The sequence below is a fragment of the Aequorivita marisscotiae genome (genome assembly GCF_029814825.1).
GTDB classification, from domain to species: Bacteria; Bacteroidota; Bacteroidia; order Flavobacteriales; family Flavobacteriaceae; genus Aequorivita; species Aequorivita marisscotiae.
In genome coordinates this window covers 2407661-2421419 of the sequence record NZ_CP122379.1, presented here as the reverse complement: position 1 = coordinate 2421419, position 13759 = coordinate 2407661, and the positions used below count along the sequence as shown (strand labels likewise).

The 13759-nt window shown below is 36.4% G+C and carries 14 protein-coding genes; 3 read left to right on the top strand and 11 right to left on the bottom strand.

What is annotated here, in order from left to right:
- Positions 1–36: 36 nt before the first annotated feature.
- The 10 genes from QCQ61_RS10935 to QCQ61_RS10890 form a co-directional block, all read right to left on the bottom strand.
- The gene (locus QCQ61_RS10935) at positions 37–531 is read right to left on the bottom strand and encodes a heme-binding domain-containing protein (RefSeq protein WP_279447686.1); all 495 of its coding nucleotides are present in this window, start codon (positions 529–531) and stop codon (positions 37–39) included.
- A 224-nt stretch (positions 532–755) separates the two neighbouring features.
- Positions 756–1163 (bottom strand): OsmC family protein, encoded by a 408-nt coding sequence (locus tag QCQ61_RS10930; RefSeq protein WP_279447685.1) that lies wholly within the window; start codon positions 1161–1163, stop codon positions 756–758.
- Positions 1164–1276: 113 nt separating this feature from the next.
- Positions 1277–1855, bottom strand: coding sequence for a cytochrome b/b6 domain-containing protein (locus QCQ61_RS10925; protein WP_279447684.1), 579 nt, complete (start codon positions 1853–1855; stop codon positions 1277–1279).
- 123 nt (positions 1856–1978) lie between these two features.
- A complete protein-coding gene (locus QCQ61_RS10920; protein WP_279447683.1) occupies positions 1979–3274 on the bottom strand; it encodes a ferredoxin reductase family protein in 1296 nt (431 codons plus the stop codon).
- Positions 3275–3333: 59 nt separating this feature from the next.
- Entirely contained in the window at positions 3334–4041 is a 708-nt protein-coding gene (locus tag QCQ61_RS10915; RefSeq protein WP_279447682.1) for a VIT1/CCC1 transporter family protein, read from the bottom strand.
- A gap of 1244 nt (positions 4042–5285) precedes the next feature.
- Positions 5286–5456 carry a hypothetical protein gene (locus QCQ61_RS10910; RefSeq protein ID WP_279447681.1) on the bottom strand — a complete coding sequence of 57 codons (171 nt, stop codon included), beginning with the start codon at positions 5454–5456 and terminating at the stop codon, positions 5286–5288.
- Between the two features lie 60 nt (positions 5457–5516).
- The gene (locus QCQ61_RS10905) at positions 5517–7151 is read right to left on the bottom strand and encodes a nucleotidyltransferase domain-containing protein (protein ID WP_279447680.1); all 1635 of its coding nucleotides are present in this window, start codon (positions 7149–7151) and stop codon (positions 5517–5519) included.
- On the bottom strand, positions 7152–7979 hold the full coding sequence (locus QCQ61_RS10900) for an SMODS-associated NUDIX domain-containing protein (protein WP_279447679.1): 828 nt from the start codon (positions 7977–7979) through the stop codon (positions 7152–7154). It lies immediately after the preceding gene.
- Positions 7972–8388, bottom strand: a complete 417-nt coding sequence (locus QCQ61_RS10895) for a lecithin retinol acyltransferase family protein (protein WP_279447678.1) — start codon at positions 8386–8388, stop codon at positions 7972–7974. Before QCQ61_RS10895 ends, QCQ61_RS10900 begins: the two co-directional genes overlap by 8 nt.
- A 5-nt stretch (positions 8389–8393) precedes the next feature.
- Positions 8394–8567, bottom strand: a complete 174-nt coding sequence (locus QCQ61_RS10890; RefSeq protein WP_193392780.1) for a hypothetical protein — start codon at positions 8565–8567, stop codon at positions 8394–8396.
- A gap of 99 nt (positions 8568–8666) precedes the next feature.
- Here QCQ61_RS10890 and QCQ61_RS10885 point away from each other — a divergent pair, with 99 nt between their 5' ends.
- Genes QCQ61_RS10885 through QCQ61_RS10875 form a run of 3 tightly spaced genes read left to right on the top strand, consistent with a single transcriptional unit; the run spans position 8667 to position 10448 of the window.
- The gene (locus QCQ61_RS10885) at positions 8667–9290 is read left to right on the top strand and encodes a sigma-70 RNA polymerase sigma factor region 4 domain-containing protein (RefSeq protein ID WP_062619138.1); all 624 of its coding nucleotides are present in this window, start codon (positions 8667–8669) and stop codon (positions 9288–9290) included.
- Positions 9266–9673, top strand: a complete 408-nt coding sequence (locus QCQ61_RS10880) for a hypothetical protein (protein WP_062619140.1) — start codon at positions 9266–9268, stop codon at positions 9671–9673. Before QCQ61_RS10885 ends, QCQ61_RS10880 begins: the two co-directional genes overlap by 25 nt.
- Positions 9654–10448 carry an ImmA/IrrE family metallo-endopeptidase gene (locus tag QCQ61_RS10875; RefSeq protein WP_279447677.1) on the top strand — a complete coding sequence of 265 codons (795 nt, stop codon included), beginning with the start codon at positions 9654–9656 and terminating at the stop codon, positions 10446–10448. Before QCQ61_RS10880 ends, QCQ61_RS10875 begins: the two co-directional genes overlap by 20 nt.
- A gap of 38 nt (positions 10449–10486) precedes the next feature.
- On the opposite strand, the gene QCQ61_RS10870 is transcribed toward QCQ61_RS10875, so the two are convergent.
- Complete coding sequence (locus tag QCQ61_RS10870; protein ID WP_279447676.1) at positions 10487–13747, bottom strand: type I restriction endonuclease subunit R; 3261 nt, start codon at positions 13745–13747, stop codon at positions 10487–10489.
- Between the last annotated feature and the right edge of the window lie 12 nt (positions 13748–13759).

Here is a 13759-nt window from a genome sequence, read left to right as displayed (position 1 = left end):
TTCAGCGAAGGTGGATGAAACCTGCAACCTGAAACCCTATTTAGGTTTCTTCAGACTTTTTGCTGGATATTCCGATTCCATTTCTTTCATTGTATTTGCCACCCAGGTTTGTACCAAAGATTTTTGATCGGCACTCATAACTGCATCGCGATGAATGAAGGTGTAGGATTCCATTGGCATATCACCATCTTTTACTTCCTTCCCAATTTCCTTGAATTTCTTGTATTGTCGCCAGACGGGATACTCCATAAAGGTAGAAAAGTTCAGTTCATCCTTACCTTCTACTATGTGATCATCAAGCCACCAGGCAACAGGTTGAATGTTGGAATACCAAGGATAATGGGTGGTATTACTATGGCAATCGTAACAGGAAACCTTTAGGATTTGTTGTACCTCTTGGGGTACTTCATACTTTGCTGTAATTTGTTTTGCGGCAATTTCTTCACCTGAGTTTTTTGCGGGCCTTATAAATTGAATCGCAATGAATGCCATAATTACAATTACCAGAATTACTTTTAAAACCTTTTTCATCTTTTTCATTTTTAAGAGATTAGACATATATAAAACATTCCATACTAAAATGTTTCACAAAAGTTATAAATCTAAATTAAGCTAAGATTTGGTATTTCTTAAGATTGGCTTAAAATTTATCAAATACCATTTGGCGGTATTCTTGTCTTAGAGAGCATTGTATTTTATGATTCATTTATAGCTATTCGTTTAAAATCTACCAATCTGCAATGTGTCGAAAACAATCACACATTGCTAATAGTGTTTATAGTGCCTGAAATTGAACAAGACAATCTTACTGTATTATAGATGGTTCCAAACTTTTCAATGTTCTTTTTAAGTAGGTCTGTATTAAGTTTTTTATCATTGCTGAAAATTGTCAAACTGTAACTTATACCGTCCATTCGTGGCGGATTTTCAATGCGTGTTGCATTGACTTCAACAGTAGCTTTTGTATAGGAAAATTTCATCATCTCTGAAAAGCGTTCAACATTCTTCAACATACACGCAGCAAAAGCTCCCAAGAATAATTCGGCTGGATTGGGCAGCGTTTCAGCAGTTTTTGAAGTAGTTCCAAAATCTATATCCGACTGTTTTATATGAATAACAGCATCCTGATTTGAAGTGGATGAGGCTGTGATTTGATATTTCATGGTATGTGTTTCAACTAGTTTAAAAGTGACAATACTTCACAATATAACTTAGAACCTGCCGGCTGGTAAGTCTTTTGTCTTTTTTCTTTTACCTACCCTGCTTCTGCCCTTATCTAATCTTCCTTTTTAGTGCCACTCACTATCTTCGAGACTATTCCTTTATGGACTGTAAATTCAGCTAGAAGTACACCTGAAATATGGATTACAATAAATCCAATCAAGTAATAAAGGCCCAGCACATGTATTTCTTCCATTGGTTTTTTAAATTCCTTTGGACCCAATTCAATTATAAGCCCGGTAGTTAATGAAGTTACCACACAGAGGTAAAAAATGATATATGTCCATTTTTGAAATTTCTCCTTTATGGATAGATTTTTAGCAAAAGGATTTTGGATTCGCATATGTCCAAATGCAGGAAGTATGAAACGAATACTAAATAATCCAACCAATACATAACCAACGTAAATGTGCCAATCCCACATGGGCTGTCTTATCTTTTTTGCCAGAGCAATGAGTTGATCCTGAGTTAAAACCTGATCGGTACCACTCAAATAATCTTGTATGATTTCTGCCACATTATACTTGTTCATCCATGTTAACCGCAAAAAAATCGTAATCAACAGCAGTAGGAATGAAACTGCTATCGCCCAATGGATTATTCGATAGATTTTAGAATACTTTGTTTTTTCCATGATGTTTGTTTTTAATAATGTTTATTTTCTTTTTCAGATAATATTATCTTGTGCAACCTATGCGTGTTTCGTTGGGAGTAAAGTATTAAAAGAAAAATACCTCTCATCCAAAAAATAATTTAGCTAGATAAAATCAAAATCCTCAAAAATTATATTTTCCTTCGGTATCTTAAGGCCCTTAAAATCTTTCAATAGCGCACTCCTCATTTCCTTTGGTCCGCAAATAAAAATGGTCTTATTCTTGGTGTCCCCGATATCCCTTACTTTTAAAAATCCGCTTTTATCTGAGCACGATAATGTAACTCGAAAATTGGGCAGTGCTTTTTCCAGCTTTTGGAATTCGTGTAGATGAAAGGCCTCTGCCTCACTATTTACGCAGTAGTATAACTCAACTTCCAGCCCTGGCATAGAATTCTTTTCTAAATCTCTACACCAACTGATGAAGGGGGCTATTCCAACCCCTCCGCCTATCCATATTTGCTTCTCTTTGCCTAATTTATAATCAAAACAGCCATAAGGTCCCTCAACCAAGGCAATACTGTCCAGGGTCAATTTTTTATAAAGATTATTGGTATAGTCTCCCAAAGACTTAACGAGTATATTAATCTCTCCTTCCTTTGAAGAACCACAAATGGTGAATGGATGCGATTCCATGCTAATCCCTTCGTTGACAAATTGGAAGAAACAAAACTGTCCAGGAATATAATCGAAATCAGCAGATTCATTCCGTAAGGTAATTTCCATTGTCCTCTCATCCAACTTGTCGATTTTTACTACTGTGAACGGATATTTTTTCACCGCCCACTTGTGAAATATTGCTTTATACATAAATGCGGACACCCCAAGAATAGAAATAATTATAAAGTAAATTGCCAGCAAGGGTTTTTCTTCATAAAAACCAGCCACCCCAAACACATGGACAATACCTAAAATAAAAATCAGGCCCATAAATTTGTGTGTAATTTTCCACTTGTCATAAGGTAGTTTTATAACCAAGGTAAATAACAATAATGTGGTCAATCCCAACAATGCCCAACTGCTCAAATTTATTTCCATCTTTCTATGGACCGGCAAGAGATACCAAAACGTTTTTGCGATGTTGTCTGGCAACCATCTCACTGCTAACACCACAGGATGAATCAACAACGCAAAAAAGGCAAGTTTACCAATGGTATGGTGAATTCGATATAACTTATCAAGCCCTCCAAAATATTTTTCTATCACTTTAATCCGGGTAGATAACATAAAGGAAAAGGCGAACAAGGAGAATCCAATTACAGCGAAAAGTTGACTACCATATACAATAATTGGATAGGCATTGTGCTTTATTGTTGTTTGTGGGAAGCTTAACCCCCAAAGAAAAATGGGTAACACAATTACCAGAAAAATCAAAATTAAATATCTATCTCTATTCTTCATGAGTATTTATATTTTCCAGAGCCTCCTTTCATATCATATAAGGGCTCGCGGTGTGTCTTTTATCCCACATTCACGTTAAACAAATACCCCACCAATGCTGTCAATCCCATTGCGACAGTACCCCAGAAAGTTATTCTAATTACAGCCCTTTTAATACTGGAGCCTCCTGTTTTGGCAGCTAAGCCTCCTAAAATAATTAGGAATAAAATGGCAGAACCGTAGAGGTAATATTCCAAGTGTTCAAATGGCAGAAATAATGCTACCAACAACGGGAGCACGCCTCCTGCCGTAAAGGCAGCTCCAGAGGCAAGGGCGGCTTGTATGGGGTTGGCCTGACTAATTTCATTAATACCCAGCTCATCCCGAACGTGGGCGGCGAGGGCGTCCTTTTCCGTGAGTTCTTTGGCAACGGTCAGGGCGGTTTGCTTCTTTAACCCTCTTTTTTCATAAATTTCTGCGAGGCGTTGCAATTCAATTTCGGGCATTTCCTCCAATTCTTTTCTTTCCCTCTCAATATCCGCTGTTTCAATATCCGTTTGTGAACTCACAGAAACATATTCTCCCGCGGCCATAGATAAAGCACCGGCCACCAATCCGGCTACCGTTGCCAATATAACGGGCTCTCTAAAATCACTTGCGGCGGCAACACCTATTGCGAGACTTGCCGTTGAGAGGATCCCGTCGTTTGCTCCAAGGACCGCTGCCCTTAACCAATTGCTGCGGTGTATGTAATGATTGTCTAAATAGTCATCTGCTAATTCTGACATCTTGAAATTTTATAGCTATTATCGTAAATATACAACAGGGCTTTGGCTAGTAATGTGACAAAAATCACTTTTGGAAAATTTATAGATATTACTTTTTATTTAACCAACATGCACGGTGAATCCTCGACTAGAGAACTATAAAGTACTTTAGGAAAATTAAGAACAGTAAAAAGCAGATTAAAATGATAATGGCGATTAGAATAATAAACCAAACTATTTTATCTTTCTTGGTAATACTGCACTTTACAGCCTCTACCTTGCTTTTCCCTTTGGCACGTTTTATTCGCCTATTTTCTGACATAAAATGTCTTTTTTTGTTTGAAACTTCACCTTATACGTATCAAAACGTCAAATTCTCGACCTGAAACCTGGTTTGACCATAAACCAACTACTTGATAGCATCAATTCATTTACCCAGTAAAAGTTGCAATTATTAATTAAGATTGGATTTGGTATTTCTTAAGATTGGCTTAAAATTTAAAAAGAATGGGTAACAGCTCGATATTTTTATTCTACTGAAAATATTATTCAATAAAAAATTTAGTTTATTAAACTAAATTTAATATCATATCCAATTTCTTCCAAAGTTTCCCATCACGATTACGGGTAGATCAACGTTTTGAACTTCGCCGCGATAGCTCTCAAGATAACCTATCTCTATAGAGATTTCGGCACTTCCAAAATGTGGTGTTAGCCTCAGTAGCAGGAGGAATGAGCACTACCGGCAGACAAGAAGGAGATGAACCAAGCTCGAAGCAAACGGATATATCCAGGGCCAACTTTTATACTCTCTACAAGCCAACTGATCACTGAATAATGAAAAGGTAATTGAACCTGGCCAAGGGAGGATATTCCGAATTTACTTCCGGATGCACAGAAGTCCGGGCCACTGAATACCGATAATAGTATGTTTCCTCCGTAAACTAATATCCCGCTCCAATTTTTCTGTTCATTATATTTCAATGTTCATTGTCACTGAACAGTCTATAATAATGAACACAATCATAACTCAAAATTCAACCCGCCACCCACCATCCAGCATCCATCAACAAACAAACCTCCTGTAAACCAATCTCAAATTCCTTTACGTATTAAAAAAACGTGTAAAGAAAATCCGATTTTCTTTACAATGCAAAAAAGAAACATATAGATTAAAATTAATTAGCGAATACCCACGTGCTAAAGCAATATTTGGAAGACCTAAAGTTGTGAACGGAGCTAATCAGACTCAAAACCAAATGAATTCAGCTAGCCGATAAAATCAACATCCCCACTGTAATTATTAATAAAACCAAAACCACAAAATTCACAATAGGTTTTTCCGCTACCGTTTCATCCTCCTCCCCATTCTCTTCGGAATCAGTAGGAAACAAAACAAGGAGTAGGTCGTTAATCCAATTATTGATTTGTTTCATAATTCATAAAAAAATAAATCTCTCCTTGCACCCAGCCAAGAATCTATTTTTTTTTTAAGACTAATGTTTTACTTCATCCGCCATCCAAACTCCATATTTATTCCATAACTCATACATAACCAACCATTCTGAAACCCATGGAATTACATCCACAAAGTTTAAGTCCAAGTATAAAGGTAGATCTTTGGGATAATATAGGCATAAACTATTACCTGGATATAAATGAGGTGTCTGTCCAAATTTTACTCGGCTATCATTGAGAACAAAAACTCTTTCTTTACGACCACTTCTATTTATATCATATTCTACCAACAATTCATATTCCTTCTTACAACCCTCGGGTTTTATCTTGCCTTTTCCCAATAATTTGCCATCCTTCACCATAGTCCATAACCACGGAAAGTTTTGTTCAATGTGGTGTTTTTGTATATAAGCAGCCACATGGTTCTTGGGGTTGGCGCTAGGAATGCCTCGATTAAGTTTTAATTCCGTCCCACCGTAATTACGATTCGGCTTGCTCTTGTAACCGCTGTCCTCAGTAATATTTCCTCGCGTATCTACATAATTGTTTCCCGTCAATATCGTTAATCCTGCTTTTTCAAGTGTATCGGTTTTTCCTCTAGCAAAGTCCTCCAATTGCGCTTTCAAAATAGTTTTGGTTCTTGTGCTCCCAAATAATTCTTCGGCAATTCCAAAATCTCCCTTTTTAAGCTGCTCCCATTTCTTTTTATAACTTTTCACAAAAGCGATAAATTGAAAATAATACTCCTTATCCTTATCCCATTTATCGGTAAAATCTTCCTCAGGGTCTACAGGATTAAACACCTTAATCCTTTTGTAAACACCACGGTTTTCAAAAAGTTGTTGATATTCAGAATAATGCTCTAAAATACGATTAAGAACATTGTCAATGGTTTCATAAATTGAAGCTTCCCCTTGGTAAAACTGGGCAAAAATAGTTGTCAATATTATACTTGACGTTCTATACTTAGGCTTCTCACTGAAAAAAATATCACGATAACGCTTTGTGAGCTGAACAGCTCTTTTCAATGGTTCTTTTAAATAAATGTTCTCAGTGGGCAAATCTTCCTGTTCTGCTTTAGCTTCATTTAAGGAAACAAAGTCACTAAAGGCCTTTCTCAACAAAACAGGCTGTCGCACATCCCGAGCCCTATCTAAAAACCAGCTGGAATAGCCCTTTGGAAATGTAGAAGTCCATGACACCAACTCCCTATCTGGAACTTTCAATCTATCTTCATTCTCGACGATAATGCATCCGGGAAGAACATCAAGATGAAAATCCCCAGCATAATTTATTCGAGCGCAACGATTCTTTGGATCTAGTTTATTCCGATACACCTCGTTGTCAGTAAACACTCGAATTAAATGATTATAAATCTCTGATGAACTATAATTATAATAGAAATCTCTAATCTGCACTACAATGTCCAAATCAAACTCATCTTTTCCAATAGGTTTTGTAGTAGTGCCGATAGCCTTCGATCCCTGCGGATAGACAACAAAATCCACCTTCGAGAAAAAAACAGAATCAGCTTTTAAAACATCGTAAATCGCATTATAGGCCGTTTCCATTTTCTTGGAGCGTGTTTCGCCCAACTCCAGTGATTCCGCTAGCCTGGCGAGCAAATCTTCCCTTTGGAAGCCGTGATTGTATAAGTATTCTTGAAAGTTCATCTATATTATAAATTTAGTGTGTTGTCCTATTCTTAATTTGTGATCCCAGAAGCATTCCTTTTCAATTTCATCTTTTGTGACAAATGCATACTGGTTCGTAAACGTACCCCTTGCGAATAATGCTTCTAACTCCCGTACCTGATCCATATTTAGCTCAATCTGAAATATGTCATAAATCAGAGTGTGATATTGCTCATCTTCGAATCTATTTTGTTCACTGAGGATATTCTCGTGCGAGTACAGGTATTCAGCGCGAATGGTTTTGAAATTTTCTTTTGTCAAAATTTCCGTTTCCAAAACTTCCTCATAAAACTCCCTCCAAACGCCAGTCTCCCTATTCTTTCGCGACTTAAACCATCTTATTATATCGGGAATGTGCTTGGCCTTAACAAAAAAACGCAAATCCTTAATATTCTTTTTATCTGCTTTAGGATGAGCTTCCCATTCCTTGTAGATATCCTTATTGCCTACTAGTTTATAAACCCCGCCAACTGGCTGATACTGATTAACCTTTGAACCTTTCACTAGAAAATATCTTTCTGATCCAGGAATCTTTATCCTTAATAAGTAACTCAGGGACACATAGGTTTTCTTATTTGGGATAAACAGTGAGCACCTTACTGCAATCCAGAAGTATTTACCTTGGCACTTTATCGTTTCATAAACACCAATGATGCACGTCGTGATAGCAACCAAAGCTAGGGGTACTAATAATTCCGTATGGAGTACTGTTGCAGATTCCAAAAAAAGATACCTATATATGAGATAGCTCAATGCACCTATAAAGAAGCTACAATACCAGAAAAACCGTTTTAATTCATTACTCATCAGAAGAAATTAATTTCAATAAAATTATACTTCCCAGAAGAGCAAATCCAGTTTTCACTTGACCACTTTCACATTTTCCAAACTGCACCCAATTTGCAAAATGTTCACAGTTGAAATTTAAAAGACTATATCGTTCTCCCAATTTTGAGTATGCTCTATTTACAGCTTCGTTTCGCTGATGGTACGAATCCATAAACCTTCGAACACTGACTGGTTCGTATCCCTGTAATAATTCCATTAGCTCTTGATCAGACAAAATCTTAACGCCATCAAATAGGTTTCCCACAAAAGTGTTGAACCCAACATAAACGATATAATGGTTAAGAATTCTGCCCAACCCTTTTCGTTTTTTCGCTACTAGCACGTCACCAGCAAATAGGGATGGTGAATTTTGAAATGTAATCATCATAATATTTATTTTTCCTTACGAACTCCTTTAAATTTTCCTCCAGTTGTCTTTACATCCATAAAGCGTCCTGTTTCGTTATCCCTTTTCACAAACAAGTTAGTCTTTGGATTGAGTACTTGTGACCTCTGTTTTACAGCTCCCTTTCGAGCATTGTCTCCAGTTGGTTTATTTGTTGCCATATATTAAAGTTTAGTGTTACTAATGTTATATGCTCTTTTATTAATATTTTTTGCCACCATATGGCAAAATTTTAGTTTTTTTAAGCATATTTACATTGAATGGCCATCGCAACAACTTCTCAAATACTAGAAACTCTTGAAAATCTTGATCTAAAAGATCTTTTAGATAAGATGGAGGATTACGTTCGTGGAAGGTTTTATGATAAGACTGATCAAAATAAAAACGGTCTACAATTCCAAGATTTCTGTCAAACTGTTTTAATGAAAGCGTGTGATGGAACTCGAAAATGGGATATGGGAAAGGGTTCATTTGAAAATTTTATATTCGGAACCTTAAGAAGTGATCTGAATTATTTTTTCAAAAAAGGTAAGGTTAGACCGGATGATGACGACAATGAGGAAGATGATTCTGAATATTCGGAAGAAAGCTATATAACAGACGTTTATTATTCCGAGGATATAGAGCAAGGTGTTATCGATAAAAGCTTTGACAAAATTGATGACGACACTAATATTCAAAGGTGGATATCTTCACTGAAAGAGCAAGGTTCGGACAATTTGGAGATAGAAGTTTTCGAATGTTGGACTGCCGGTATTAAAACCCCCAAAGAGGTAGCGGAATATATGAGTCTACCCATAAAAGAAATCAACAATATCTATAAAAGATTGAGAAGAAAAACAATTAAACTAGATACACAATGGATAAGCTTAAAAAAACAATAAAAGATAGCATCAGGAACTTTGAGCAGTCTTATCCTATTGAGGCTGTAAGAGAATCTCTTGCGGAAGCAGGTGTCGATTTAGATACCCGAAATGCTTATCAAGACAAATTTATCAAACAATTAAAATTTAAATTAAGGGCAAAAGCTAACCGTGAAAAACAGGAAGAATTATTACTTACTGCTACGCAATATTTTCAAGATGCGTTAAACAAAGGCCTAGATAAACCAATTGCTTTTTTAAATAATTTAATTAATCAGAACAAGGTTAAATTTCAATACAGTAAACTGAAGGAAATCAATGAAGAAGGGATAAAAGAGATAATCAAAGATCATAATTTGATCGAAATAATTGAAATGATTGAGAGTGAATCAGAAGGGAAGTAATAAAGCCAAAGAAATCCTGGATTTAATCGGTTGTGAGGATATAAGCGATATTTCAATGGAAGATTTAATGAGTGGTTTTGACATAATCTACAAGGAAGAAGACCTACATAATTCTGATGGCAAAATTGTAAGAGGAAATTTCAGAACTTTAATAAAGGTCAATAAATCTCTTATAAGTGAGCAACGAAAAAGATTTGTGGCTGCTCACGAATTAGGTCACCATTTCTTACATAAAAAACTAGAGTTACATAACGATAATGCAAAGACCCTTAATTGGTTCAATATTGAAAAACAAGCTCAAAAAGGAGTCCAAGAGTATGAAGCAAATGACTTTGCTAGTGAGCTATTAATGCCGGAAAACGCATTTCGAAAGTATATTATCAATAAACCCTTTAGTCCACAATTAATAAAAGATATTAGCACCAGATTTAAAACAAGTATAACCTCTGTTATTTTCAGGCTTTTAACTCTAGATATTGTACCAGTTTTTGTGGTATTTATTTCTAATGGCAAAATTCACTATTGGCGAAAATCAAATGATTTAAAAGTTTGGATACCCGATATAACAAAACTTCCACCACCCGAAAACTCTGTAGCTATGGAGTATCTAGAAGCCGATTATGACTTTATATACAAGGGGGCTGAAAAAGCACAGTTAATAAGTAAATCCACTTGGTTTAAACTTAACGATTGGGAAGATGATATTGATTTTTATGAGTACTGTATTCCTACAAAGCAGTATAAAACAATAATAAGCCTAATTTGGGAAGCATAGTCACTAAGTTAAAATAAAATTTAAACTCCAACCCTCACCTAAGCCGCTACCCATCCCTTCCCTTTCGAAGCTTGTAAAAAAACGTGATTATAAACCCTGTTACAAACATTAGAAAAATCTTTTCTATCATAGCTCTTAGGCAAGTCCGTATCCAAAAGTTCCTCTATAGCACTTTTAACCCTCAACTGCGTTACCGTATCCTTATACCAGTCTTGAATGAGCACTGAAGGTTTTTCTTCTTTCAAGCGCTTTAATAGTTGCCTTGCGGCATTCTTGACATCCTGCTCCTCCTTCTTAGTCAACTTCTTTTTCTGAATTAGATCAAAAAGTTCCAATTCACTCTCGCTGAGTTCCATTCGAATAGCCCTTTCCTCTTCAGCTCTAAGATCCTCCGCGAAATTCATCAAGTCTTCAAAATAATCCTCAGTCATTCTACCGCCTGCATTGTATCGTTCAATAATGGCTTGAAATCGTTCCGCAAAAGGAATACGAGTTACATTATCATCAAGCATAGCAAAAAGCTTACTCTCTAAAAATGACTTTAAATCTGCAATTTCAATATTCTTGTGTTTTGTCTTTGGAAACTCCTCTCTTAACTTCTCAAAATTGAGCGTCGATAAATTGAGTTCCTTTTTATAAGCTTTGATTTGATACTTTGCACCTTCTTCATTTGAGGGATACAAACCTTTAGCTTCTTCGCTTATTAATACACTTTGATCCAAAAGCTCGGAAATCCTATCCTCAGCTCTTTCAATATTGGCAAAGCCAATATGGGAATCTATAACGCCTCGCAAATAATGAATCACCTCAACAATAGCATATTTTGCGCGATATTTCAAAATGTCTGGTCGGCAGGCCTCATAAAGCCCTACAATCGTATTGTCATAAACATTGAACTCCTTTCTTAAATCATCATTGCCCAACAAAATATTCGCGAAGTCATCAAACAATTCTAATTTAGAGAATGTCTCTCCGATCTCAACAATGGTTCGCAAATTTATGCCTTGCGACAAACAAAAGCTTTCACATAGTGCTATGGTTTCATCTAACAATACATAAAGCTGTGCGAAATCCTGTACAGGATCCTCTCCTTCTGGATTTTGGTCCCCATCTGCATCCTCTCCATTTCCGTAATCAACAAGTGCCCTTTTTATATTCCGAAATACGTTGTAATAGTCCACTACCAACCCATTTCGCTTCTCTACTCCATTCATCGGTGGCGCTACTCGATTCGCTCGTGCTATGGTTTGCATAAGCGTATGGTTCCGCATTGGTTTATCCAAGTAAAGTGTCGAAACAGTGGGTGCATCAAATCCAGTTAGCCACATTGCGCACACAAAAACTAATTGTAATGGATGATTTTCATTTTTAAAATTGTCCTCTACACTGTTTTGGTGCTCGTCTAGAGAATTTAATTTGTCCCTATGAAACTGAATATTCAATCCTTTATCATCAAAGACTTCATTCTCATTTGCATCTTCACTGATAACCACCGCCATTTCAAGTCTATTCAAGAAGTCGATTACCTTCCTTAGTTCCTGTTTCATTTCATTGGATAAAGCATCCTTATGCTCTTTTCTAAGTCTTTTTAACTGTTCCTTGATATGCTTGTCCACTTTGTCATACATTCTAACAGCAGTAAACTTATCTACACAAATCACCATTCCTTTCCCTAAATACCCTCTTCTCGGAAAATGATAGGCAATATCGTGAGCAATAGTTTCTAAACGGTCATCTCTCTTAATGACCTCCATCTCTTTAGAGAACTTATTTTCAAGTTTTTGTTGTTGTTGCTCATCCAGGTTTTCGTCCTCCAATATTTCCGCCAAATCTTCGTCGAGATCGTCATTCACTATATGCACTTCCGGTAGTCTCTTATCATAGTATAGAGGTACCGTGGCTCCATCACTAATAGCCTGGGCAAAATTGTATTCGGAAACATATTCCCCAAACCAAGCGTTTGTTTTCCGTTCTTTTCCTAATAAAGGCGTACCTGTAAAAGCGATAAATTGAGCATTGGGCAATCCTATTCGCATATTCTCCGCCAATGAAGCGTATTGAGTGCGGTGAGCTTCATCTACAATAACTACTATATCATTCCTATCAGATATTAAGGGATATTCTTTTCCCTTGTCATATCTGAACTTATGGATTAGAGTGAAAATATATTTCTTATTCGTTTTTAATACGTCACGTAATTCGGTGCTATTATTTGGCAAGGAAGTATCTGCTTCTTTACACGCTCCCATATCAACAAAATTTCTGTAAATCTGAGTGTTTAGATCCTTGCGATCGGTAATAACCAAAAACGTGAAATTCCCTGTGAATTTCCGAAACACCTTACGGGTAAAGAAAACCATCGAATAAGATTTTCCACTTCCTTGTGTATGCCAGAAAACGCCTAATTTCCCATCCCGCTCTTCCCTTTCGGTAAAAGAATCTATCACCTTATTCACCCCTAAAAATTGGTGGTTTTTAGCACAAATTTTATAGGCTGAATTAAAATACATTATAAAACTTTCTATGTAATCCAAAAGGTTTGAATGGGTACACAATCCGTTTACCGTGTATTTTAAACTTACACCGCTCTGAGCTATACTCTTCTTGTCTGGGCGCTCCTTCTCATCTTCTTTCCGTAACCATTCGCCAAAATGCCCCCAAGGAGCTGTGTAAGATCCTAGCCGGGTTTCTTTTCCATTAGATAATATCGTGATCGCATTGTACCAAAAAAGTTGTGGCAACTCTTTTTTATAATTGGTAAGGTTATCTGAATAGGCATTTTTAATAGAAACATTATTGTTTTTAAGCTCTATAAGAACCAAAGGCAGACCGTTGATATATAGAATAACATCTGGTCTTCTGTATCCTAACTCTCCTTTTATCCAAAGTTGCTGTACAGCCAAGAAATCGTTTTCTGAAGATTTGTTGAAATCGATTACTCTTAATGTGACCTTCTCCTCTTTTCCCGTGGCATTATCGAAAGTTACTTGAATCCCGTTTCGTATGTAGTTGTATATTTCAATATTCGCATTAATCAAACTCATCGCCCGTTTCCCGCTTGTGAGCACAGACAGAGCTTGTTGGATGCCTTCTTCCGGAATACCTTTATTAAGATAGCGTAAGCGGTCCAATAGTATATCCCTAAAAACCACCTCACTTTTATCTGATCGATTGGACCTATCATTAAGATCTTCCGCATTGGCAGTATAGCAATTAAGCTGGCGCCAAGGCGAATCTTGATTTCCCAATGTTTGCATTACTGCAATTTCTATGTCATCTTCAGATAAAAAATTTCTCATACTAATCCACTC